Source organism: Nocardioides dilutus (genome assembly GCF_054779555.1).
The window spans coordinates 33,055-55,728 of sequence record NZ_BAAGYA010000003.1 but is presented as its reverse complement, the minus strand read 5'-3'; the positions used below and the strand labels follow the sequence as shown (position 1 = coordinate 55,728).

Below are 22,674 nucleotides of genomic sequence, written 5' to 3'. Positions count from 1 at the left end.
CATGACCGTGATCCGGAACAGCGTGACGCTGCGTTGCACCCCCGAGCAGGCATTCGACTACCTCTCGAACCTCGAGAACGAGCTCGAGTGGAACCCCAAGGTCGAACGGATGGCGAAGCTGACCGACGGGCCCGTCGGGCTCGGCACTCGCTTCGACGCCAAGTGGAAGAGCTCCCCCGCCCTCGTGGTCGAGATCGTCGCCTTCGACCGCCCGCGGTCATGGACGGCCCACAACGCTGGTCCGATCGAGGTGACGTTCGGCGGCGAGCTCGAGCCGGTGCCGGCAGGCACCCGGCTCGCGGTGACCTTCGACGCGCGGCCGCACGGATGGTTCCGGCTGGTCTTCCCGATCTTCTTGCTGGTCATCCGGCGCGAGGAGCGCGCCAACATGGCCCACATCCGCCGCGCGGTCGAGCGGCGGTACGCGAGCGCCTAAGCGCTGGCGTCCCGCACGGCCCGCAGCGGGCTGAGCGTCGTCGGGCGCCCGTTCTTGAGCAGGGCGCGGAAGCGGGCCCGGGAGTACGTCGCCGGCTCGGTCGAACGGATGAACTCATGGACGAGCTTGGCGAACCGCTGCGGGTGGTCCTTGTGGGGGAAGTGCCCGGCGTTGGGGATGACCTCGACCCGGGACTTGGGCGCCAGGGCGGCGGCGTTGGAGGCGTGCCGCACCGGGATGACCCGGTCGTCGCGCCCCCAGATCACCGCCATCGGCATCTCCTCGGTCAGGTAAGCCCGGTCGGCCATGCTGACGATCTGGCCCTTCCAGTCCACGACCGCGCTCACGACGTGGCGGATCGCGGCCCGGGCATGCGGGTCGCGTAGGGAGTCGTAGATCTCGGCGACCTCGTCGAGGTCGCGGGTGGCCTTGAACCTGGTGCGGGACAGCGCCTTGAGGCCGGCCTTGCCAACGTGCCGGATCCCCGGCAGCGTGAGGATGCCCATCGCCTGGTGGAAGCCCGGCGTCGTGACGGCCCGGATCGAAGGACTGACCTCGGGGCCGAGGCCGCCCGAGGCAACCAGGATCAGCCGCTCGGTGCGCTCGGGGAACTGGTAGGCGAACTGCATCGCGACGCCGCCGCCGAAGCTGTGACCCAGGACGGTCACCTTGTCGATCCCCAGCACGGTGAGCAGGTCGCGCATCCCGTTGGCGTAGCCGCCGACGCTGTAGTCGGCGCGCGGCTTGGCCGAGAGCCCGTGGCCGAGCAGATCGGGGGCGATCACCGTGTAGCGGCGCGCCAGCGTGTCGATGACCGGCTCCCACGTGGTGTGGTCGCAGCCGAGGCCGTGGAGCAGCAGGAGGGCGGGACCCGAGCCGACCTTGACGTAGGCCCGGCGGTGCCCGTGAAGGGTGACGAACTGGACCTCGTGCTCGAGCGGATGCTGCGCCGTCATGTGCTCTCCACTCCCCGTGTCGCTCTCTCGGTCGTTAAGGATCCAACCACAACGGAGAGCCCAACGGCAGACCAACAGGATACGAATTCATAGCGAATCCCCTTGTTTCTAGCCGGATTCGGCCACCGGTACCCAGTGACACGCCGAGTATGCCGTCACGCGTCTCGACCCGACTGACGGCCCAGGACGAGCGCGATCTCCAGGGTGAAGGCGTCTCGGGGGTCTCCTGGGGTCAGCCCCGTCACGTCGGCGACCTGCCTCAACCTGTAACGCACGGTGTTGGGGTGACAGAAGAGCACTCGTGCGGTCCCCTCGATCGACGACCCCGCCCGCAACCACGCCGTCAGCGTGTCGGTCAGCGCCCCTCTGGCATGGACCAGCGGCAGGTAGATCTCCTCCACGAGGTGCCGCCGGGCGTGGCCGTCACCGGCCAGGGCGCGTTCGGGCAGCAACTCGTCGCTGAGCACGGGTCGCGGCGCGTCGGGCCAGCCGGTCGCGGCGCGGTGCCCGGACACCGCGGCCCGGGCGGAGAGGGAGGCACTGCCGAGGTCGTCGGTCACCGGTCCGACCACGACGGGGCCTTCTCCGAAGAGGCCGAGCACGGCGGTGGCAGCCGCTCGGCTGTCCTGGACCCCGCCCAGGATCACCACCAACCGCTCGCCCTGCACGGCGCACAGCGCGTCGAGGCCGGCAGTCTGGGCGACCCGGCGCACCTCGTCGAAGAGGTCGGTGCCGCCGCCGCGGGACGGCGCATCGCCGAGTACGACGGCGACGCCCCCGCGGCCTGCCCAGCCCAGCGCGCTCGCCCGGGAGAGCACGGTCTCGTCCGCCTCGGCACGGAGGACGGCATCCACGACCAGCGCCTCCAGCCGGGCGTCCCACGCGCCGCGCGCCTCGGCGGCGCGGGCGTAGACCTCCGCCGTCGCGAAGGCGACCTCGCGTGCGTAGCGGGCCACCGCGGTGCGGACCTCGGGCAGGTCGGCGGGGTCGAGCAGGGCGTCGATGTTGCTCTCCACCACCTCGATGGAGAGCTTCACCAGGTCGACGGTCTGTTGCAGCGTGATGACCCCGGCCAGGGCCCGGGGAGCCGCACCGAAGACCTCCGAGGTCAGGGCCTGGCCCTCCACGCTGAGCGAGCCCGCGCCCCCGCGGAACCAGTCGACGAACGAGCGCACGCCCGCCTGCACGATCAGTCCGACCCAGGACCGGTCCTCGGCGCTGAGCTCCTTGAACCACGGCAGGTCCGCGTCCATCCGGGCCATCGCCGCCGTGCTCAGGGCCCCGGTCGACCGGCGCAGCGCGTCGGCAGCGCTGCGGGGCTTGTGCGGTGGCTTGTGCGGTGGCTTCTGGGGCGACTTCCTGGCGCGGGCGGGCACCATGTCATCCTGACACGTTTTTGTAGGAACCCTCCAAAGAACTGGCGGTCAGGTTCGTGGGCGCCGGAGCAGAGTCGGGCGCCGGCTTTGGGCAGAGTGGGACGGGTGCTGGTCATCGTCGCGCCCGGTCAGGGTGCTCAGTCTCCCGGCTTCCTCGCCCCCTGGCTCGAGGACGACACGTTCCGTGCGCGGTTCGAGTGGCTGTCCACCGTCGCCGGGATCGACCTCATCCACTACGGCACCGAGGCCGACGCCGACGCGATCCGGGCCACCGAGATCGCGCAGCCTCTGCTCGTCGCCACCGGCCTGGTCGCCGCGCTCGGGATCTTCCCCCACCCCACCGACGCCTTCGGCAAGGTCAGCGCCGTCGCCGGTCACAGCGTGGGCGAGCTGACTGCCGCCGCGGGCGCCCGCGTGATCACCGCCGAACAGGCGATGGTGCTGGTGCGCGAGCGCGGCAAGGCGATGGCGGGCGCGGCCGCGGCCACCCCGACCGGGATGACCGCCGTGCTCGGTGGCGACCGCGACGAGGTGCTCGCCGCGATCGACAAGCACGGCCTGACCGCCGCCAACGACAACGGCCCGGGTCAGATCGTCGCGGCGGGCACGATGGAGCAGCTCGCGGCGTTCGCGGAGGAGCCACCGGAGAAGGCCCGGCTGATGCCGCTGAGTGTCGCGGGCGCATTCCACACCGAGCACATGGCCCCTGCCGTGGGGCACCTTGCCTCGCTGGCCCGCTCGGTGTCGGTGCACGACCCGCGCACCAAGGTGATCTCCAACCGCGACGGCCGCGTGGTGCACAGCGGTGTCGACGTGCTCAAGAGGATCGTCGGCCAGATCGCGAGCCCGGTCCGCTGGGACCTGTGCATGGACACCATGCTCGACCTGGGCGTGACTGGCTTCCTGGAGATGCCGCCCGCGGGCACACTGACCGGGATCGCCAAGCGCGCGATGAAGGGCGTCGAGACCTTCGCCCTCAAGACGCCCGACCAGCTCGACGACGCCCGCGCCTTCTGTGACAAGCACGGGGAGTTCTCCGAGATGGAGAGCTCACCCACCTGGCGGATGGTCGTCGCCCCGTCCAAGGGCACCTTCCACATGTCCGGGGAGGCCGCCGACGCCTCCGTGCTCGCCGCCGGCGCCCCGATCGGCGACGTCGCCAGCACGCGCGACCGGGTCAGCGTCACCGCGGACCATGGCGGCCAGGTGGTCGAGTGGCTCGTCGAGGACGGCGACCTGGTCTCCCCCGGCCAACCCCTGGTCCGGCTCCACCCCGAGGGCGGTACGCACTGATGGCGACCCTGAGCACCTCCACCGGCGCCCCGCACGCCGCGATCCTCGGCATCGGCGCCTACCGCCCGTCGCGAGTGATCCCCAACTCCGAGGTCATCGAGGCGATCGACTCCAGCGACGAGTGGATCCAGCAGCGCTCCGGCATCAAGCAGCGGCGCTGGGCCACGCCCGAGGAGACCGTGCAGATGATGAGCGTCGCGGCGGCACGCAGCGCGCTCGCCCACGCCGGGGTCGACGCCCGCCAGATCGACGCGGTCGTGGTAGCCACGGTCTCGCACCTCCTGCAGACGCCGGCCGTCGCGACCGCCGTCGCCCACGAGATCGGGACCGACCAGGCCGCCGCGTTCGACATCTCGGCGGCCTGCGCCGGCTTCTGCCACGGCGTGGCGCTGGCCAGCGACATGGTCCGCGCGGGCAGCGCCGGCCACGTCCTGGTGATCGGCGTCGAGCGCCTCTCCGACCTCACCGACGTCGGCGACCGCGGCACCGCCTTCATCTTCGCCGACGGCGCGGGGGCCGCGGTCGTCGGACCGAGCGACACCCCCGGCATCGGCCCGGTGGTGTGGGGCTCGGACGGCGAGCAGTTCGACCTGATCCGGCAGAAGGAGGACTGGCGCGACGTGCTCGCCTCCGACAAGCCCGAGATGCCGCACCTGACCATGCAGGGCAACCCGGTGTTCCGCTGGGCGTCGTTCGCGATGGCCAAGATCGGGCAGCAGGCCCTCGACCGCGCCGGTGTCACCGCGGACGAGCTGGACTGCTTCGTCCCCCACCAGGCCAACATGCGGATCATCGACGCGATGGCCCGCGCCATGAAGCTGCCCGAAACGGTCAAGATCGCCCGCGACATCGCCGAGCAGGGCAACACCTCGGCGGCCTCCATCCCGCTCGCCCTAGACCGGATGATCGAGGAGGGCGACGCCAAGTCCGGCGACACCGCGCTCCTGATCGCCTTCGGCGCCGGCCTGGCGTACGCCGCCCAGGTCGTCGTCGTCCCCTGAGCTCCACCTCACGGTCAGCAACCGCTGCACCAACCGCTGCACCAACTGAAAGGGAAACAACTGTGGCAACCACCGAGGAGATCCGCGCCGACCTCGCCGAGATCGTCAACGAGGTCGCCGGCATCGACGCCGACGACGTCCAGCTCGACAAGTCCTTCGTCGACGACCTCGACGTGGACTCGCTGTCGATGGTCGAGGTCGTCGTGGCCGCCGAGGAGAAGTTCGGCGTCTCGATCCCCGACGACGAGGTCAAGAACCTCAAGACCGTCGGCGACGCCGTCGCGTTCATCGAGCGCGCCCAGGGCTGACACCCACGCCCGTCACCCGCACCACAGCAAGGAAGGCACCACCATGACCCGCACCCGTGTCGTCGTCACCGGACTGGGCACCACCAGCCCGGTGGGCGGTGATGTCCCCTCGACCTGGGACGCCCTCGTCAACGGTCGCTCCGGCGTCCGCCACCTGGATGACGAGTGGGCCGAGGAGATGCCGGTCAAGATCGCCGGCCGGATCGCGGTGGAGCCCACCGAGGTGCTTGAGCGGGTCAAGGCCCGCCGCCTGGACCGCTCCTCCCAGTTCGCCATGGTCGCGGCCATGGAAGCCTGGGCGGACGCGGGCCTCGCGGCGGTCCAGGAGCAGCTCGAGAGCGAGCGGGTCGGTGTGGCGATGGCCTCCGGCATCGGTGGCGTCACCACGCTCCTCGACAACTACGACACGCTCAAGGAGAAGGGGCCGCGTCGGGTCTCCCCGCTCGCCGTCCCGATGCTGATGCCCAACGCGCCCGCCGCGCAGATCAGCCTCTACGTCGGGGCGCGGGCCGCGGTCAACACCCCGGTCTCGGCGTGCGCCTCCGGCAACGAGGCCATCGCCCTGGCCGTCGACCAGATCCGGCTCGGCCGGGCCGACGTCGTGCTGGCCGGCGGCACCGAGGCGGCCATCCACCCGCTGCCGATGGCGGCGTTCGCCAACATGATGGCGCTGTCCAAGACCGCCAGTGGTCCGGAGGGCGGCGACCCCACGACCGTCTCCCGGCCGTGGGACACCGCCCGCGACGGGTTCGTGCTCGGCGAGGGCGCCGGCGTGCTCGTCCTCGAGTCCGAGGAGCACGCGCGGGCCCGCGGCGCGAAGATCTACGCCGAGGTGCTGGGCGCCGGCATCACCGCCGACTCCCACGACATCGCCCAACCCGACCCGGCCGGGCGCGGAGGCTCGCGGGCGATCCTGCGGGCGCTGGCCGAGTCCGAGATCGGCCCGGACGCCATCCACCACGTCAACGCCCACGCGACATCGACCCCCCAGGGCGACATCGCCGAAGGCCTGATGCTGCACGCCACGCTGGGTCAACACGTGGGCCAGGTCGTGGTCACCAGCACCAAGTCGATGACCGGTCACCTGCTCGGTGGAGCGGGCGCCCTCGAGGCGATCGCCACCGTGCTCGCGCTGCACCACCGCGTGGTGCCACCGACGATCAACCTCGACGACCAGGACCCCCAGGTCGACCTGGACATCGCCACCAAGGCCCGCGACCTGCCGCTCGGTGACATCGCTGCGCTCAACAACTCCTTCGGGTTCGGTGGCGCCAACGTCGCCGTCGCCTTCGGGAGCCGCTGAGATGACGGCCACGCAGGAGGCACCGGCGGCCAAGCCCGCCAAGCTCCCGCGCGAGCAGGACCCCCGCAACCCCGTCCACCGACTGACCGCGCTCGTCGACGAGGGCACCCTCGAGCTGATCACCCCTGATGACGACTCGGGGATGCTCGCCGCGGTGGGCAAGATCGACGGCTCGCCCGTGGTGGCGTTCTGCTCCGACGCGACCGTCATGGGCGGCGCGATGGGTGACGTGGGCTGCCGGGTCGTGGTCGACGCCTACCACCGCGCGATGACCGACGGTGTCCCGATCATCGGGCTCTGGCACTCCGGTGGTGCGCGCCTCGCGGAGGGCGTGCTGTCGCTGCACGCGGTCGGCCGGATCTTCCAGGCCATGACCCAGGCCTCCGGCCAGATCCCGCAGATCTCCGTCGTGCTCGGCCCGGCCGCCGGTGGCGCGGCGTACGGTCCGGCGCTGACCGACATCGTGATCCTGGGCCCCGAGGGACGGATCTTCGTCACCGGCCCGGACGTCGTGCGGTCGGTCACCGGCGAGGACGTCGACATGCTGCGCCTCGGGGGGCCGGAGCCCCACGGCCGGCGTTCCGGCGTCGTGCACATCCTCACCGAGTCCGAGCGCGAGGCTCTCGACCGGGCGCGGACCGTCGCCTCGCTCCTCGGCGCCCAGGGCAGCCTCCGGGTCGAGGACGTCACCGACGTCGACCTCGGAGCGATCCTGCCCGAGTCCAAGAAGCGGGCCTACGACGTGCACCCGCTCGTCGAGGCGGTGCTCGACGAGGGCACGATGCAGGAGATCCACGCCAAGTGGGCGCCCAACATCGTCACCGCTCTCGGCCGGTTCGGCGGGCGCAGCGTCGGTGTGGTCGCCAACAACCCGCTCCGTCTCGGCGGCTGCCTGGACTCCCTGTCGGCGGAGAAGGCCTCGCGCTTCGTGCGCATGTGCGACGCGTTCGGCGTCCCGCTGATCGTGCTCGTGGACGTGCCCGGCTACCTCCCCGGCGTCGGCCAGGAGTGGGACGGCGTGGTGCGCCGCGGTGCCAAGCTGCTGCACGCCTTCGGCGAGTGCGTGGTCCCGCGGATCACGCTCGTGACCCGCAAGACCTACGGCGGCGCCTACATCGCCATGAACGCGCGCTCGCTCGGCGCCACCAGGGTGTTCGCCTGGCCAGGGGCCGAGGTGGCCGTCATGGGCGCCGTCGCCGCGGTGCGCATCCTGCACCGGCGCAAGCTCTCCGACGTCTCCCCCGAGATCCGGCCGCAGGTCGAGATCGAGCTGGCCGCTGAGCACGAGCGACTCGCCGGTGGCGTCGAGAGGGCGGTCGAGATCGGCGTGGTCGACGAGATCGTCGAGCCGACCGCGACCCGCTCGGCCATCGCCCGCGCCATGGACGCCGAGATCCAGACCGTCGGCGTGCGCAAGGGCCACCACGGCAACATCCCGCTCTGACCCCTCTGAACGCGCCTGCCGCTGCGGTCACGCTGGCGTAACCGGGGTAGGACCCTCTCGTTGACCAAGGAGACGCCGGTCACAGGAGGATTCGATGCTGCATCTGGCACGCGCGCTGGCACTGGCGCTGGTCTCGAGCTTGCTGGTGCTCGGGTTCGGCGTCGTCTCGCCCGCCGGTGCCAGCGAGGCCACGCCCGAGACACATCCGGAGTGGGGCGCTACCTTCGCCAAGAACGGCCGCCTGCGGCGCGGCTGCCGCACCTACCACTACGGCTACAAGATCACGCCGCCTAAGGGCGACTGGCAGTTCGAGACGTTCATCGTCGGCCCGGGCGGCGTCGCGCTCGCGTCCAACACCTTCCAGATCAACATGGACGTGCTGGCAGACGACAAGGTCCCCTATCGCATCTGCAAGCCCTCGACCCGGGCCGGTGTCTTCAAGATCCGGGCCAAGCTGTCCTCGATGGACGGCGACGAGCTGACCGAGGGCTGGCTGCCCGTCACCCGGTTCCGCCTGCGCAACCCGCGCTGATCGCCCACAAACGTCACGGTCATCACACCCGGCGACCAGTGACCATGTCTACCCGCGGCTCGTTGCACCTTCCAGGAGGGTCCGATGAGCGAGGGAGATGTCGTGCGACGAACAGGTGTGGTGCTGATCCTGGCCCTGGCGATGGCGCTGGTGCTGGGCGTGGCCCCCATGGGCGCCGCGCAGGCCGTTGACGTCAAGCCGGAGTGGGGCTCGGTGAGCGCCCAGGACGGTGTCCTCAAGCGCGGCTGCCGCAGCTATGCGTACCAATACGCGATCACCCCGCCGAGCGACGGCTACTGGGATCTCAGCGTGCGAGTCGTGGGTCCCGCCGGCCGCACCCTGTTCTTCAGCTATCAGCACGGAGAGAGCCCGCACTCGGCCACCGCGACTTACCGACTCTGCCGGTCCGAGACGCGGCCCGGCCGCTACAAGCTCAAGGCTCTGGTCACCGTGCAGGACAACGACGAGCAGGTGCAAGGGCGCCTCCCGACCGTCAGGTTCACGCTGCGCAAACCCGGCTGACCCGCCTGCTGACTCCTCAGACGACTTGGTGCAGCCAACGGACCGGGGCGCCCTCGCCGGCGTGCCGGAACGTCTCGAGCTCGTCGTCCCAAGGCTTGCCGAGGAGCTTGTCGATCTCGCCGAGGAGCGTCGTGTCGCCGAGGGCGGCCTTGACGACCGCGGCCTTGAGCCGGTCCTCGGGGATCAGGATGTCGCCGTGCAGGCCGGTCACGGCGTGGAAGACCCCAAGCGTCGGGGTGTAGGAGAAGCGAGTGCCCTCGCTGCCGGGCGTCGGGTCCTCGGTGACCTCGAAGCGCAGGTGGTTCCAGCCGCGCAGAGCCGAGGCGATGGCGGCCGCCGTCCCGGGCTGGCCGGTCCACGACAGCTCCATCCGGTAGCTGCCGGCCTGGGCAGCCTGCGGGATCCACTGGGCGTGCACGGGCGCGTCGAGCACACCGCCCACGGCCCACTCGACGTGCGGGCACAGCGCGGAAGGCGCCGAGTGGATGAAGAGCACGCCACGCGTGCTGCGCTCGGCCGCTCGGACGTCGCCAGTCAGTCGTTTCGCGGTCACGTCGGTCTCCTTCACCTCAAGGTCGCGGAAGTGCGCCTTCCCCAGCGACTTCGACCTTCGGGTGACGGGTCTCTAATGACACGCCTGTAGTTGTGTTCCCCATTGTGACCCATGGGGCGGGTGTGCACCAGTGTTCGGGCCGATCCGCTCCGGACCGAGCGCCTCAGCGATGTTTGGCGGCGCGTGACTGGGTGCGCCGCGGCCCGAGCTCCATGAGGCTCGAGATGACGTCGTGGGCGATGCCCAGCCCACCGAGGTGGCTCTCCCCGTCGATCGTGGTGAGCGTCCCGTCGGGCAACCGCTCGACCAGGTGCACACCGTGGCGGAACGGGACGATGTGGTCGTCGTCGCCGTGCCACCAGCGCACTGGCACCGTGACCTCCGCGGCGCTGAACCCCCAGTCACGGGTGAACAGCAGCAGGTCGTTGATCGGCGCCGAGGTCTGGAAGCGGCTGCCGTTGAGCAGGTCGTCGAGGAACATCGCCTTGAACTCCGGACGGGCCAGGAGGTTCTTGTCACCGGTCGGCTGGAACGCCGCATACAGGTCCAGACCGGTGCCGGCGAAGGGCTTCACCAGCCGGATCGCCTGGGTGAGGGCCACGCCGAGCGGGACGCGGGCCACCCGGAGGAACGGGGACAGGTGGACGGCGAGCTGGATGATGCCGCCCTCGGCGGCGTCCGGGCCGACCGTCGGCACCACGCCGCCCAGCACACCGACGCCATGGACCCGGTGGGGCAGGCGCGCGCCCGCGGCCAGGACGTAGGGCCCACCGCCCGAGAGCCCGATCAGCCGGCAGGTGTCGACCGCGAGGGCGTCCAGCATCAGCTCGAGGTCGCCGGTCCAGTCGGCGATGTTGGTGTAGAGGTGCGGCGTCGAGGAGCCGATGCCCGGACGGTCGACGCCGATCAGGCGCACGTCGTTGGCCTGGGCGAAGGCCCGGGCCTCGAGGGGGATCTGCCTGCGAGCTCCGGGCGTGCCGTGCATCCACACGATCGCGGCCCCCCGGGGTGAGCCGTACTCGGCGAAGCTCAGTCGACGTCCGTCGCGGACGGCGACGGTGCCTTCGAGGGCGGGACGCTCGACATTCCTCACGAGCGGAGTGTCCCAGTTTCAGGCCTGTCTGACAGCAGCCACGTCGACGATGTTGCGAGGATCACCCACGGCTCCCAGGAGCCTGCCGTCGCCGACCACCCGCGGACCGTCGATCACGTCCACCACCACGCAGGTGACGTTGTCGCGGCCACCTGCGGTCAGCGCGCTCGCCGTCAGCTCCGCCGCGGCCCGCTCGGGGTCCTGCACGCGCAGCACCGCGGCGATCCGGGAGTCGTCGACCAGGTCGGTCAGGCCGTCGCTGCAGATCATCAAGCGGTCCCCGATGCGCACGTCGAGCCGGGTGAGGTCGAGATCCGACCCTTCGGGGTCGCCGTCGAGGGAACGGAGTACGACGTTGCGCCACGGGTGTGTGGCACGCGCCTGCTCGGCGAGCCGCCCCGACTCCACGAGGTGCTGCACGTAGGTGTGGTCCGTGGTGATCTGGCGCAGCTCCCCGCCCCGCAGCAGGTAGGCGCGGGAGTCGCCGACATGGCCGAGCACGACGCTGCGGCCGTCGCTCACCAGCACGGTGAGCGTCGTGGCCATGCCGAGCCGGTTGAGGTCGCGCTGCACCCCGAGCCGGACGTTGTCCCGCGCGGCGACGAACGCCTCGGTGACGACGCTCGCGGCGTCGACGCCGGGACGCTGCAGGACCGTCGCCGCGACGGCGTACGCCGCGGTGGCCGACGCGACCTCGCCGGCGGCCGCTCCGCCGACGCCGTCGGCGACGAGGGCGACGTAGGGGGCCACGAAGCCGGAGTCCTCGTTGGATGCCCGGACCAGGCCGACGTCGCTGACGCCGGCGCCGGAGAACCTCAGCATGCGGTGCTTCCCATCTGCCACCTCCTAGACCCGAGACCGGCAGGTGCTGGAAGTAGACCCTCACGACGCCGACGCGTCAAGACGGCACGCTCCGAGACCGCGCGCCACTACCGTTGCGGACATGACGTCGGACACAGCCGACGCCCACGGGGACGCGGGCGGCTCGGACCCCCTCCAGGTGCGCCGCCGCTCGCGCTGGTGGGTGTGGCTGGTGTGGCTGGTGTGCTTCGCGGTGTTCGTCGCGGTCGTGCGCTATGTCACCACCCACCCGGAGGAGCTGCCGACGAGCGACCGGTTGGTCACCGCCTCGACCCCGGTGGGCCGGCCGGTCTACCTGGGCATGTTCCAGGCGAACGCCGACTTCGGGCGCACTCTGGACATCAGCGGCATCAAGGTGTTCGCGGTCTCGACGGTCCCGGTGACGATCACCCCGCGCCTGTGCCGGGGAGGGGCGCTGGGCGTCACCAGCGACGCCGCCCTGTTCTGCGCCGAGCTGGTCGACACCGAGGGCGCGTCGATGACGGCCGGTGACCAGGTGATGCTCGAGGTGACCGCCGATGAGCCCGGGGTGGTCACCATCGAGCGGATCCGGGTGGCCTACCGCGACCGGCTGCAGTGCGCCACGCAGTTCGCCGGCTCCCCCGCCGTGGTGACGATCGTCAGCCGTTGATCCGCTTCTCCAGGGCCTCGGCGCGGTCGGAGGCATCGGTGAGCTGCTCGCCGTCGATGGCGTCGGTGCGGTGGAACCACGCGAGCGCGTCGGCCTCCCGACCTGCCGACTCGAGGATGTCCGCGTAGGCGTAGCGCAGCCTGACGACCCAGGGCTCGCGCGACTTGGACGTCAGGGGGGCGAGCTCCAGCGTGCGCAGGGCAGCGTCCAGCTGCCCCATGTCACGGCGCGCACCGGCCTCGACGATCGTCATCTCGGCCTTGGCCGCCGCCGGGAAGCCGGCCACCGAGGGGCTCTTCGCGAGCTTGATCGCCTGTTCGGGCTGGCCGAGCGCGCGATGACAGTCGGCCATCATCGGCAGGTAGGCCGTGGCGCCGTTCATCCGCTTCGCCGCGCGCAGGTCGGCCAGCGCCTCGGCGTAGTGGCCGGACGCGTACGCCGCCTCGCCGGCGGCCTCGCGCACGACCGCGAGCCGCGGAGCGCGGGCCCGGGCGGCCAGCGTGTGCCGGTAGGCGGTCTCCGGGTCCTCGTCGATCAGCAGGCCCGCGGCCGCCAGGTGGCGGGCCACGCGTGAGGCGAGCTTCTCAGGGAGACCCTTGAGCTGGGACGACACCGAACGGTCCAGCTCGGCGCCGGTGATGTCCTCGGGCAGGTCCGGGCCGTCGTACTCCTGCTGGTCCTTGGTGCGCGGGCCTTGGTCGTCGCGGGACCGTTTCCAGTCGCTGGAGCGAGCCGGGCGGTCACCGCGCTCGGGGCGGTCGTTGCGCCGGGGACCGGACGACCGACCGCCGTCGCGAGCGGGCTTGCCGGTCGACTGGCCGGTCGGCTTCCCACCGGAGCGCGCCGACGGCTTGCCACCGGAACGAACGGGCGGCTTGCCACCGCCGCGGGGGGCGGAGCCCTTCGGGCCGCCACGCTGACCACCCTGGGCAGGTCGGGACGGGCGACGGTTCTCAGGCACCCCGCAACTCTAGGGCTCCCGGACAATGCCTCTGGCATCGGCGACCCGGCGACAGCCGGCCAGGCGGAAGGCCTCGACCGTCTCCTCGAGGAGGTCGCCGTGCATCCGGGCCACTCCGCCCACACCCTCCACGAGCGCGTAGAGCGGCAGCCGGCCGAGGAAGACCGCGTCCGCGCCGAGGGCCAGAGCGGTGAGCACGTCGAGCCCGCTGCGGATCCCGCCGTCGACGTAGACCTGCGCCGAGCCTTCGATCGCGGCGACGACCGCCGGCAGGCACGACGCCGTGCTGGCCGCCCGCTCGAGCTGACGGCCGCCGTGGTTGGAGACCCAGACCCCGGCAGCGCCGGCCTGGACGCAGCGGCGAGCGTCGTCGGCGCGCAGGACGCCCTTCACGACGACCGGCAGGCCGGTCTGCTCTGCCAGCCACACGACGTCGTGCGGTCCGAGGTCGAGCGCCTTCTCGGCCCTCGGCGCCTCCTCGTAGCCCGGGTCGAAGTTGACCCGGAGCAGCTCAGGGTCGACGACGTCCCAGACGACCTGGTCGCCGGCGGCGTACTTCGTCGCGACGACCGGGGTGTCCACCGTGAGGACGATCGCCTCGGCACCCGCGTCGACCGCGCGTGTAAGCAGCGGCTCGGCGAGGGTCCGGTCCGCCGGCAGGTAGGCCTGCAGCCACCACCGGACTCCCGTCGAGGCGATGTCGGCGAACGTCGTCCCGGCGTTGCTGGACACGACCAGGACCGAGCCGGCGGCCGCGGTCGCCTGGGCCATCGCCAGCTCGCCGTCGGGGTGAACAGCCCGCTGCTGTGTGGTCGGCGCGATGCCCCAGGGCACCCGAGCCGGCGTGCCGAGCATCGGCACCGAGAGGTCGACATCGGTCACGTCCCGGAGGACGTGCGGCAGGAACCGTCGCTCGGACCAGCCCCACGGCGCCTCCAGGGTGCTGACGGAGTCGCGCGCTCCCTGGGCGAGGTACTCGAAGACCGGCGCCGGCAGCGCCGCCCGCGCGTGGTCTTCTCGCTCGGACAGCCAGGTCACCGGGGCCCGCTCATGGGGCGGCGACTCCGGCGAAGCTCTTCTTGCCCCGTCGCAGCACCAGAACCTCGCCGCCGAGGAAGTCGTCGGCCAACGGTACGTAGTCGGGGTCGTCCACTCGCTCGTTGTTGAGGTAGGCGCCGCCCTCGGCGACGGTGCGCCTCGCCTCGCTGCGGCTCTGCACCAGGCCGGCCTCGACGAACAGGTCGGTGACGGTCTTGCCCTCGGCTCCGGTCACGAGCGGGCGGGCGGTGGCGAGCGCCTGGCGCAGCACCTCGGGGTCCGCCTCGGCCAGCGAGCCGCCGCTGAACAGCGCCTCGGACGCCTCCTCGATGCGCCGCGTCGCCTCCGCGCCGTGCACCAGCGTCGTGACCTGTCCGGCAAGGGTGCGCTGGCCGCGGCGGAGGAACGGCTTCTCGGCGTGCTCGGCCTCGAGCGCCTCGATCTCCTCGCGGCTGAGGAAGGTGAAGATCCGCAGCAGCTCCCCGACCTGCTCGTCCTCGACATTGAGCCAAAACTGGTAGAAGGCGTAGGGCGACATCATCTCGGGGTCCAGCCAGAGCGCCCCGCCCTCGGTCTTGCCGTACTTCGTGCCGTCGGCCTTGGTCACGAGCGGGGTGGCGAAGGCGTGGGCGTGCCCGCCGTCGGCCCTGCGGATCAGCTCGACACCGCCGGTGAGGTTGCCCCACTGGTCGGAGCCTCCGAACTGCAGGGTGACGCCGTGGTCGCGGAAGAGCGTCAGGTAGTCCATCGACTGGAGCAGGACATAGCTGAACTCGGTGTAGCTGATGCCGCTCTCGAGACGGGTGCGCACGACATCGCGGGCCAGCATCCGGTTGACCGGGAAGTGCTTGCCGATGTCCCTGAGGAAGTCGATGGCCGAGAGGGCGGAGGTCCAGTCGTAGTTGTTGACGATCGTCGCCGCGTTGGCGCCGTCGAAGGAGACGAACGGCTCGACCTGCCGCCGGACCCGCTCGGTCCAGTCCTTGACCGTCGCGGCGTCGTTGAGGGTCCGTTCGCTGGAGTCCTTGGGGTCGCCGATCATCCCGGTGGCGCCGCCGACCAGGACGTACGGCGTGTGGCCGGCCTTCTGCAGGCGGATCGCCGTGACCAGCTGGACCAGGTTGCCCATGTGGAGGCTGGGGGCCGTGGGGTCGAACCCGACGTAGAACCGCACGCTGTCCGCCGTGAGCGCCTCGCGCAATGCGTCGAGGTCGGTCGAGTGGGCGACCAGACCTCGCCAGACGAGGTCGTCGAGCAGGTGGGGGTCGATCGGGGCGGGCACGGGCTAAGCCTGCCCCATGGCGTGACCAGGGTCCCACCCGGTTACCGGGTCTGTGCGCCTAGGCTCGACCGTTGGCGTCTAGGCAAGGAGAGGGCTCAGTTGATCGCGGGCAGGTACACGCTCGACCGGGAGATCGGTCGTGGCGGCATGGGTGCGGTGTGGAGCGGCACCGACCTGACCCTCGGCCGGACCGTGGCGCTCAAGCGGATCGGCACCGCACCCGGTGGCGGCACCCCGGACGTCCAGCGCGCCGAGCGGGAGGCCCGGTTGGCCGCCCGGCTCAACCACCCGCACGTCGTCGCCGTCTTCGACCTCGTCGACGAGCCGGAGTCCGGCGAGCAGTGGATGGTCATGGAGCACGTCGAGGGCACCAACCTCGCCGACATCGTCCGGTCGAACGGCGCGCTCACCCCAGACGCGATCGCCCCGATCCTCGCGCAGGTCGCCGATGCGCTGGCGGCTGCGCACACCGCCGGGATCGTCCACCGCGACGTCAAGCCCTCCAATATCCTGGTCACCCCCGACGGCAACGTGAAGCTGACCGACTTCGGCATCGCCCGCACCGAGGCCGACGCTGCGCTGACCCAGACCGGGCTGGTCACCGGCTCCCCCGCCTACCTCGCCCCGGAGGTCGCCAGCGGCCAGCTGGCGACCGAGGCCAGCGACGTGTGGTCGCTGGGCGCGACTCTGTGCCACGCGCTGACCGGCAAGCCGCCCTACGAGGTCGGCGACAACGTGATGGGCGCGCTCTACCGGATCGTCAACGACGACCCGCCCCGGCCGGCCAACGCCGGCTGGCTGGCCCCCTTGTTGGTCAAGTCCCTGGTCAAGAACCCGGCCGAGAGATGGAGCGCCGCCCAGGTTCGCGACTTCCTCGCCGCCGGTCCACCCATGGCCGCGTACGACGCCCGACCGGACGACCCGCCGGTCACCAGGACCACGGTGCTCGAGCCGGTGGCGGCCGGGCTCGTGACCCAGTCAGTCGCTCAGCCGAGGGCTCAACCGGCGGCTACACCGGTCGGCCGACGTACTCCGCGACCGCTCATCGTGGCCGCGGTCCTCGTGGTGCTCGTGCTCACCGCGGTGGCCTTCGTCATCGGCCTGACCTCCGACGACCCGGAGTCCAACTCGGCCGATCCGGGTCCGTCGCCCTCCGCCGCGAGCGACAAGCCGGTCACGGCCTCCAAGGCCGACATGGAGGCGTTCATCGACGACTACCTCGACCTCGTGGTCAGTGACCCGGAGGCGGCGTTCGAGATGCTGACTCCGCGGTTCCAGGAGGCAAGCGACGGGATCGAGGGCTATCGAGGGTTCTGGGACACCGTGGTCAGCACGAAGCTCATCTCGGTCGATGCCGACCCGGAGGCGATGGTCGTGGACTACCGCTACACCTACATCGTCCGCGGCGAGGGCCCGCGGACCGAGGACGTCTCGCTTCAGCTCGAGCAGACCGACGACGGCGGTTACCTGATCGACGGCGAGGCCTGAGGCTCCCGATCAGGCTTCCTGTACGCCGGAGCGGACCGATGGCATATTCGGGGGCATCCGGTCGCGGCGGGTCGCGACCGACGTAGGGAGGGGTCACCAGCATGGGAATCCGTCACGCCGTCAAGAACCTGTCCGGGCCGAGCGTCGTCGCCGGCCTCGTGCTCGGTCTCGCCTGCGCGGGCGGCGGCGCCATCGCCGCCGGCCAGATCACCGGCGCGCAGATCAAGGACAGGACCATCACGCACCGCGACGTCGCGAGCGACACGCTCAAGAGCCGCACTGTCAAGAACGAGTCGCTCAGGGGCAAGGACATCAAGGACGGCAGCCTGTCCAACCAGGACATCGACGTGTTCTACGCGGTGCTCACTGACGAAGGTGTCGTGGTCCGCCAGAGCGGGGGTGTCACCGGGCTGCGCCTCACGGGCGAGGGGCCGGGGCGCTACGCCGTCGACTTCAACGTCGACGTCACCGCCTGCGCCTACGTGGCCGCCGTCGGGAACGCGACCTTCGGAGCGGCGGAAGGACAGGCCGGCACCGGTCTCCTCAGCGGGACCGTCGACACGGTCCGGGTCAACACGACGACCAGCGACGGCACCACGGCCAACAAGCCGTTCCACCTCATCGTCGTCTGCTGACGCAGAGGACCTGTCACTGAGCGGGGCTGTTGCCGTTCCCGCTCCCCTGGCCGCCGCCCTGGCCGTTGGGGTTGCCGTTGGGGCTGCCGTCGGCCTGGCCGTTCGGGTTGCTGTTGTCGTCGCCCTGGCCGCTGCCGGTCCCCGTGCCCGTGCCGGTGCTGGGCGCATTGCCCTGGCCGTTGCCAGTACCGGTCCCGTTGCCGGCCCCGTTGCCCTGGCCGTTCTCGGCCCCGTTGCCCTGGCCGCCGCCGGTCCCGTTGCCCTGGCCCTGGTTGCCCTGGCCCTGGTTGCCCTGGTTGCCCTGGCCCTGCCCCTGGTTGCCCTGGCCCTGGTTGCCCTGGCCCTGGTTGCCCTGGCCCTGGTTGCCCTGGCCCTGGTTGCCCTGGCCCTGGTTGCCCTGGCCCTGGTTGCCCTGGCCCTGGTTGCCGTTGCCTTGGCCGTTTCCGTTGCCTTGGCCGTTGCCCGGCGGCTGGACGCTCTCGTCCATGGCGTCCATGCCGGACTCGGCCGGCTCCGGGACGGGAGCCTGGGAGGGGGCGTCGGAGGGGACCGCGGGCGTCGGCGCGGAGTCCCACGGTGCGGCGACGAGGCCGGCCCCGTAGGCCACTCCGATCCCGCCCAGGCCCACCACCGCGGAAGCGCTGAAGACAGCGGCCGCCAGCCGAGGACGCCTGGTCGGCCGGACCCTGCCGGTCGCGTTGGCGTTGATCCTGGCGATCCTGGCGAGCTGGCCGATGAGCTCCTCGTCGACCGTGGGATCACCAAGGTCCGCGCGCAGAGCGCGCGTGACATCTTCACGCGTTCGGGTGAACCTCACGCAGTTAGTATGTCGCGACGTCGATGCTTCGTTACGCTCTTTGCTCAGGGGCAGGGCGTTCGGGCGCCAGCGCCACCATCGGGTGGACTACGGAGATCGACATGGCGCGAGACGAGCGAGATCCGCTCGTCTCCGCGGCGCGCAGTGGTGACCCGGCCGCCTGGCGAGAGCTCTATCTGCTGCACAACCGGCGCCTCACCATCTGGCTCCGATCGCTCTCACTTCCAGACGCCGCCTCGTCCGCCGAGGACATCGCCGCCGAGGCGTGGCTGACGGCAGCGGCCAAGATCCAGGCCTTCAAGGGCGACGACGACGACTTCCCGGGCTGGTTGTTCACGATCGCCCGCAACCACGCCTCCAACAGCCGTCGTACGGCGCTGCGCCGACGCACCGACCCGGTGTCGATCCAGGAGTCCCCGGAGTCGACCTGGGGAGTGGCGACCTCCGACGTCGGTCCGGTCGACGACCTGGAGACGACCCGTCAGCTGCTCCAGTACCTCTCGCCCCGGGAGGCCGAGGTGGTCGCCTGCATCGACATCGTCGGCCTGGACGTGGCCACGACAGCGGCCGCTCTCGGCATGATGCCCACAGCCGTGCGGGTCGCCAGGCACCGCGCGCTGGGCCGGCTGCGTCGCCTCATGGACCAGGGCGAGGCGACAACCCGTGGGACCGCCTCTGGGACCTCGAACGCGATGAAGCCTACGCGCGGTAGCGCTCCCACCCGGCCCACGTCCGCAGCACCACGACCAGGACGCTGAGCAGAACGGCGGCGAGCACGACAGGGGCCAGGACCAGTGCTGGCCCCCGCACACCGAACGGGCTGGCCGAGCCGGCAACGGCCAGATAGCCGGCCGCCGTAACGGCCACCGACGCGACGATGCCGCCGGCGAGGGCGACCTGGGCCCCGATCCTGCGCCACCGAGCCACGCTGCTGCGACCTCGCAGGGTCCTGGGCAGCTCGGCCAGCGGCATCCAGAACGCCAGGACGATGTAGAACAGGCCGCCGAGGCCGGTCCCGGGGAGTCCGGCGTTGTTCATCAGTGACCCTTCTCGTAGACGAGCAGCGGACGGCGCAGGACCAGCTCGGTGACGATGGCCTCGAGCATGAAGAAGCCGTTGACTGTCCGCAGGACGAAGAAGCTCGGCAGGGAGACCAGCGCGCGTCCGACCTCGCCCCGCCGCCACGCGGCCACCAGCACGGGCACGATGACCGCCGGCACGTCGACCACATAGGCGAGCAGGATCCACGGGGCACTGAGGACGACCGCCAGGACCGGGAGCACGAACAGGTAGATGACCGAGGCGACCACGGCGTCGAAGAACGCCACGCCGACCACGGTGCTGAGGAAGCGGAGCGGCAGGATGCCCTTCCAGTGCAACCGGACGTTCTGGACGAACCCGTGCGACCAGCGCTTCAGCTGTTTGCTCATGAAGTCGAAGTCGTGGGGCTCGATGGGGTAGCAGAGCGCCTCAGGCACGAACTGCACCTTGTGTCCGGCCTGGTAGAAGGTCCAGGTCAGGTCCATGTCCTCCGCGCGGGTGCGCTCGGACCAGCCTCCGGCCTCGCGGAGCGGGTCGGTGCGGTAGGCCGAGAAGCAGCCCGACGAGATGAGCGGCTTGCCGTAGTAGTCCTGGGTCGGCTTGTAGAACGTGAACGACAGCAGGTACTCGATGTAGCGACCCCGCTCCCACACCGACCTGACGTATCGCGGCACCACGAAGCCGCAGGTCGCCGCCAGCTGAGGGTCGAGGTGCAGCGGATCCAACAGTCGTTCGATGGCGTCCGGGGCGAGCGTCGTGTCGGCGTCGATGGCCATGCAGTAGGGGGTGTCGACGTACTCGAGAGCGACGTTCTGCGCCCCGGCCTTGGAGCCGGTGTTGGACGGCGGGGTGATGACCTGGGCGCCCGCCTGCCGAGCCTCCAGTGCGGTGTCGTCGGTGGAGCCGTCGTCGACCACGATGACTCGAGCCGGCGCCGTCGTCTGCCCCAGCACGCTCCGCACGGTGTCGCCGACGGACCCGGCCTCGTTGTAGGCAGGGATGATCACGGTCAGCTGGTCGGCCGGCCGAAGGGCCTGGTGACGTCCCTCGGCGCGTTCGGACGTGCGCGAGTCGAGCCCGCCGAGAAGGGTCACCGTTTCTCCTGTCGCCAGGTCGCCTGAGCGTTACGTCGAGCACCACTCGGTGCGACCCTGGATCCGGAGTGATTCACCGGAACCAGACCGATCCGCAGGGGCACTCGAAGCGCGACACCGGGCCCACGAGCTCGTCGTACTCGACATCGTCGAGTCGCCACAGGTGCTCGTGGGTGCTCGTGGGCTCGGTGAGCGCGGTTGTCATCGCGCTCAGATGTCCGTGCGACGTTCGGTCACGGCGTGCCGGCCGTCACTGCCCTGGCTCGTCTCGACAGTCCGCATCCCGCGGGCCCTGCTCGCGGTGACCGCGGTGAGGATGAGGCTCAGGAGGCCGACGAGGGCCAGGATCCAGCCGACCATGGTGAGGTCGACGCCGTTGATCTGGTCGGTGACGGCCAGGGCCAGGATGAGGCCGACCGCCAGCAGGAATGCTCCGAGGCCGTAGCCCATGAGGTGCTCCTTGTTCGTAGGGACGTGGTTCGCAGGGATGTGCGAGCCGGAGGGGTAGGTCCCCTGGCTCGCGGCCCGACAAACGGGTTCGGGCGTCCCGTCTGAGGGTGAAGAAGCCCACGTGCGCGGGACGTAACGGAACGGGCCACCGGCGACAGGTTGGAAGGGCCTCCAGACAGACGGCCCTTGCACAGTCCTAGCGCGTGGACTCCACCTGAGGGCTCCTGGGCCCGTTCCCGACCGCACGGGTGACCAGGTGTACCGCCCCGGCGACGAGCAGGGCGAGGGCGAACACGGCGAGGGCGGTCAGCGGGTCGCTCATGGCGCTCGGCTCGACCAGCACCGTGATCGCCAGCGCCAGCATCATGGTGCCGCCGACCAGCTTGAGCAGACGGCCGTGCCGCTCCTGCATCTTCGCGACGCGCATCGTCGCCACCGCGAGCCCGAACACGACCAGCTCGTCGACCAGGAACGGCAGCATGTAGAGCGCGAACAGGAACGCCGCCTCCGCGAACCCGACCCCCTGTGCCTCCAGCAGCCCGGTCCACAGCACCGGGAAGCCGGCGGTGCACGGCGTCTCCAGCAGGGACACCCCCACGGCCAGCACCACGGTCGCTGCGAGCGCGGGCACCAGCTCTTCCCGCCCGGCTGCCGCGCGCATCCGTCGATAGATCCCCGGCTTCGACGAGTCCGGGATCGTGAACGACAGCCCCTTCTTGAAGGCGAAGTAGTCCTTGAGGCTCACCACCGCGAAGACGCCGGCCACCACGGCAACCACCACCTGGATCGCGCCGAGGTGACCGAGGACGCCCATCGCGGAGTAGATGCCGGCCATGTAGACGGCGTACATCGCGGCAGTGACCACCAAGAAGGTGCCGCCGATCGCGGCCACCCTGCGCCTGCTCCCGGTGCGCACGACGATCGCCAGCAGCACCGAGATGACCCAGAGCGAGCAGGGATTGACGCCGTCGACGAAGCCGATGACCAGGGTCGAGAACACCAGGGAGTCGCTGCTGACCTCGACATCACCGAGCAGCGGCACGTCGACCCGCGAGGTCGCACCCCCGGCGCCTGCGTCCGTCGCCGGTGCCGAGCCGTCGACCACCGCCTCGACCTCGTCGCGAACGGCTTCGGACCAGCCGATCCAGTGGCGGTCGCCGATGATCGTCACCGGGACCCCCGTCGCCTCGAACCCCATCCCGGCGGCGGTCTCCTCGAGCAGCACCCGGTTGCGCTCGTCGTGCCAGACCTCGTAGGAGCGCACCGTCAGCTGCGGGTAGTCCTCCACCGCGTCGGCCAGCCACTCCTTCTCCTTTGCGCAGTGGGGGCAGCCGTCGCCCCAGAACAGCGTGAGCACGACCTCGTCGTCGGCGTTGGCGACCGCGGTATCCGCCGTGGAGGCGAGTGCAGCGCCGGGACCGAGCCAGAGAGGGGTGGCGCCGACAAGCAGCGCCAGGGCGCGCAGGAGCCTTCCCATGATTCGAGGTTAGGTGGGGTCAGACACCGCGTCCGTCCAACCGGGGTCTGTTCGGTCACACCCGCCTCTCCCCGGCGGCGCC

General features: G+C 71.1%; 26 protein-coding genes. 12 read left to right on the top strand and 14 right to left on the bottom strand.

The features are described 5' to 3' along the window. Position 1: 1 nt before the first annotated feature. Positions 2-436 (top strand): SRPBCC family protein, encoded by a 435-nt coding sequence (locus ACYVC6_RS16010; RefSeq protein WP_460715415.1) that lies wholly within the window; start codon positions 2-4, stop codon positions 434-436. Here ACYVC6_RS16010 and ACYVC6_RS16005 read toward each other — a convergent pair. Continuing rightward, complete coding sequence (locus ACYVC6_RS16005) at positions 433-1,392, bottom strand: alpha/beta fold hydrolase (protein WP_460715414.1); 960 nt, start codon at positions 1,390-1,392, stop codon at positions 433-435. The genes ACYVC6_RS16010 and ACYVC6_RS16005 overlap by 4 nt on opposite strands. Before the next feature lie 155 nt (positions 1,393-1,547). Continuing rightward, on the bottom strand, positions 1,548-2,768 hold the full coding sequence (locus ACYVC6_RS16000) for a PucR family transcriptional regulator (protein ID WP_460715413.1): 1,221 nt from the start codon (positions 2,766-2,768) through the stop codon (positions 1,548-1,550). A gap of 105 nt (positions 2,769-2,873) precedes the next feature. Here ACYVC6_RS16000 and ACYVC6_RS15995 point away from each other — a divergent pair, with 105 nt between their 5' ends. The 7 genes from ACYVC6_RS15995 to ACYVC6_RS15965 all read left to right on the top strand — a co-directional run bounded on the left by ACYVC6_RS15995 (position 2,874) and on the right by ACYVC6_RS15965 (position 9,171). Beyond that, on the top strand, positions 2,874-4,061 hold the full coding sequence (locus tag ACYVC6_RS15995; protein ID WP_460715412.1) for an acyltransferase domain-containing protein: 1,188 nt from the start codon (positions 2,874-2,876) through the stop codon (positions 4,059-4,061). Beyond that, positions 4,061-5,062, top strand: coding sequence for a beta-ketoacyl-ACP synthase III (locus ACYVC6_RS15990; protein WP_460715411.1), 1,002 nt, complete (start codon positions 4,061-4,063; stop codon positions 5,060-5,062). The genes ACYVC6_RS15995 and ACYVC6_RS15990 overlap by 1 nt, the downstream gene beginning before the upstream one ends. 62 nt (positions 5,063-5,124) lie before the next feature. Beyond that, positions 5,125-5,370, top strand: coding sequence for an acyl carrier protein (locus ACYVC6_RS15985; RefSeq protein ID WP_292673856.1), 246 nt, complete (start codon positions 5,125-5,127; stop codon positions 5,368-5,370). 43 nt (positions 5,371-5,413) lie between these two features. Continuing rightward, positions 5,414-6,673 (top strand): beta-ketoacyl-ACP synthase II, encoded by a 1,260-nt coding sequence (gene fabF / locus ACYVC6_RS15980; RefSeq protein ID WP_460715410.1) that lies wholly within the window; start codon positions 5,414-5,416, stop codon positions 6,671-6,673. A gap of 1 nt (position 6,674) precedes the next feature. Beyond that, positions 6,675-8,117: an acyl-CoA carboxylase subunit beta gene (locus ACYVC6_RS15975; RefSeq protein WP_460715409.1), complete on the top strand. Its 1,443-nt coding sequence runs from the start codon at positions 6,675-6,677 to the stop codon at positions 8,115-8,117. Between the two features lie 94 nt (positions 8,118-8,211). After that, positions 8,212-8,649 carry a hypothetical protein gene (locus tag ACYVC6_RS15970; protein ID WP_460715408.1) on the top strand — a complete coding sequence of 146 codons (438 nt, stop codon included), beginning with the start codon at positions 8,212-8,214 and terminating at the stop codon, positions 8,647-8,649. 84 nt (positions 8,650-8,733) lie between these two features. Next, positions 8,734-9,171 (top strand): hypothetical protein, encoded by a 438-nt coding sequence (locus tag ACYVC6_RS15965; protein WP_460715407.1) that lies wholly within the window; start codon positions 8,734-8,736, stop codon positions 9,169-9,171. Between the two features lie 16 nt (positions 9,172-9,187). Here ACYVC6_RS15965 and ACYVC6_RS15960 read toward each other — a convergent pair whose 3' ends face one another. The 3 genes from ACYVC6_RS15960 to ACYVC6_RS15950 all read right to left on the bottom strand — a co-directional run bounded on the left by ACYVC6_RS15960 (position 9,188) and on the right by ACYVC6_RS15950 (position 11,639). Then, positions 9,188-9,724, bottom strand: a complete 537-nt coding sequence (locus ACYVC6_RS15960; protein WP_460715406.1) for a DUF3145 domain-containing protein — start codon at positions 9,722-9,724, stop codon at positions 9,188-9,190. Between the two features lie 163 nt (positions 9,725-9,887). After that, positions 9,888-10,817 carry an alpha/beta fold hydrolase gene (locus tag ACYVC6_RS15955; RefSeq protein ID WP_460715405.1) on the bottom strand — a complete coding sequence of 310 codons (930 nt, stop codon included), beginning with the start codon at positions 10,815-10,817 and terminating at the stop codon, positions 9,888-9,890. Between the two features lie 18 nt (positions 10,818-10,835). After that, positions 10,836-11,639 carry a PP2C family protein-serine/threonine phosphatase gene (locus ACYVC6_RS15950; RefSeq protein ID WP_460715404.1) on the bottom strand — a complete coding sequence of 268 codons (804 nt, stop codon included), beginning with the start codon at positions 11,637-11,639 and terminating at the stop codon, positions 10,836-10,838. Between the two features lie 121 nt (positions 11,640-11,760). Here ACYVC6_RS15950 and ACYVC6_RS15945 point away from each other — a divergent pair, with 121 nt between their 5' ends. Beyond that, the gene (locus ACYVC6_RS15945) at positions 11,761-12,309 is read left to right on the top strand and encodes a hypothetical protein (RefSeq protein WP_460715403.1); all 549 of its coding nucleotides are present in this window, start codon (positions 11,761-11,763) and stop codon (positions 12,307-12,309) included. Here the strand turns inward: ACYVC6_RS15945 and ACYVC6_RS15940 are convergent. Genes ACYVC6_RS15940 through tyrS form a run of 3 tightly spaced genes read right to left on the bottom strand, consistent with a single transcriptional unit; the run spans position 12,299 to position 15,590 of the window. Next, entirely contained in the window at positions 12,299-13,270 is a 972-nt protein-coding gene (locus tag ACYVC6_RS15940) for a tetratricopeptide repeat protein (protein WP_460715402.1), read from the bottom strand. The genes ACYVC6_RS15945 and ACYVC6_RS15940 overlap by 11 nt on opposite strands. 9 nt (positions 13,271-13,279) lie before the next feature. After that, on the bottom strand, positions 13,280-14,308 hold the full coding sequence (locus tag ACYVC6_RS15935) for an alpha-hydroxy acid oxidase (RefSeq protein WP_460715401.1): 1,029 nt from the start codon (positions 14,306-14,308) through the stop codon (positions 13,280-13,282). Between the two features lie 10 nt (positions 14,309-14,318). Further along, positions 14,319-15,590 (bottom strand): tyrosine--tRNA ligase, encoded by a 1,272-nt coding sequence (gene tyrS, locus ACYVC6_RS15930; RefSeq protein ID WP_460715400.1) that lies wholly within the window; start codon positions 15,588-15,590, stop codon positions 14,319-14,321. A gap of 99 nt (positions 15,591-15,689) precedes the next feature. Between tyrS and ACYVC6_RS15925 the strand changes: the two genes are divergently transcribed. After that, positions 15,690-17,078, top strand: a complete 1,389-nt coding sequence (locus ACYVC6_RS15925) for a serine/threonine-protein kinase (RefSeq protein WP_460715399.1) — start codon at positions 15,690-15,692, stop codon at positions 17,076-17,078. Positions 17,079-17,179: 101 nt separating this feature from the next. Continuing rightward, positions 17,180-17,713, top strand: a complete 534-nt coding sequence (locus ACYVC6_RS15920) for a hypothetical protein (RefSeq protein ID WP_460715398.1) — start codon at positions 17,180-17,182, stop codon at positions 17,711-17,713. A gap of 13 nt (positions 17,714-17,726) precedes the next feature. Here ACYVC6_RS15920 and ACYVC6_RS15915 read toward each other — a convergent pair whose 3' ends face one another. Beyond that, positions 17,727-18,530 carry a hypothetical protein gene (locus ACYVC6_RS15915; RefSeq protein ID WP_460715397.1) on the bottom strand — a complete coding sequence of 268 codons (804 nt, stop codon included), beginning with the start codon at positions 18,528-18,530 and terminating at the stop codon, positions 17,727-17,729. A gap of 101 nt (positions 18,531-18,631) precedes the next feature. Between ACYVC6_RS15915 and ACYVC6_RS15910 the strand changes: the two genes are divergently transcribed. Then, positions 18,632-19,288, top strand: coding sequence for an RNA polymerase sigma factor (locus ACYVC6_RS15910; RefSeq protein ID WP_460715396.1), 657 nt, complete (start codon positions 18,632-18,634; stop codon positions 19,286-19,288). Here the strand turns inward: ACYVC6_RS15910 and ACYVC6_RS15905 are convergent. The 5 genes from ACYVC6_RS15905 to ACYVC6_RS15885 all read right to left on the bottom strand — a co-directional run bounded on the left by ACYVC6_RS15905 (position 19,230) and on the right by ACYVC6_RS15885 (position 22,592). Next, positions 19,230-19,568 carry a hypothetical protein gene (locus ACYVC6_RS15905; RefSeq protein ID WP_460715395.1) on the bottom strand — a complete coding sequence of 113 codons (339 nt, stop codon included), beginning with the start codon at positions 19,566-19,568 and terminating at the stop codon, positions 19,230-19,232. The genes ACYVC6_RS15910 and ACYVC6_RS15905 overlap by 59 nt on opposite strands. Next, positions 19,568-20,665, bottom strand: coding sequence for a glycosyltransferase family 2 protein (locus ACYVC6_RS15900; RefSeq protein WP_460715394.1), 1,098 nt, complete (start codon positions 20,663-20,665; stop codon positions 19,568-19,570). Before ACYVC6_RS15900 ends, ACYVC6_RS15905 begins: the two co-directional genes overlap by 1 nt. A gap of 73 nt (positions 20,666-20,738) precedes the next feature. Continuing rightward, on the bottom strand, positions 20,739-20,870 hold the full coding sequence (locus ACYVC6_RS15895) for a hypothetical protein (protein WP_460715392.1): 132 nt from the start codon (positions 20,868-20,870) through the stop codon (positions 20,739-20,741). A gap of 5 nt (positions 20,871-20,875) precedes the next feature. Then, positions 20,876-21,115, bottom strand: coding sequence for a DUF6458 family protein (locus tag ACYVC6_RS15890; protein ID WP_460715391.1), 240 nt, complete (start codon positions 21,113-21,115; stop codon positions 20,876-20,878). A 196-nt stretch (positions 21,116-21,311) separates the two neighbouring features. Next, a complete protein-coding gene (locus tag ACYVC6_RS15885; RefSeq protein ID WP_460715389.1) occupies positions 21,312-22,592 on the bottom strand; it encodes a hypothetical protein in 1,281 nt (426 codons plus the stop codon). Positions 22,593-22,674: the final 82 nt, after the last annotated feature.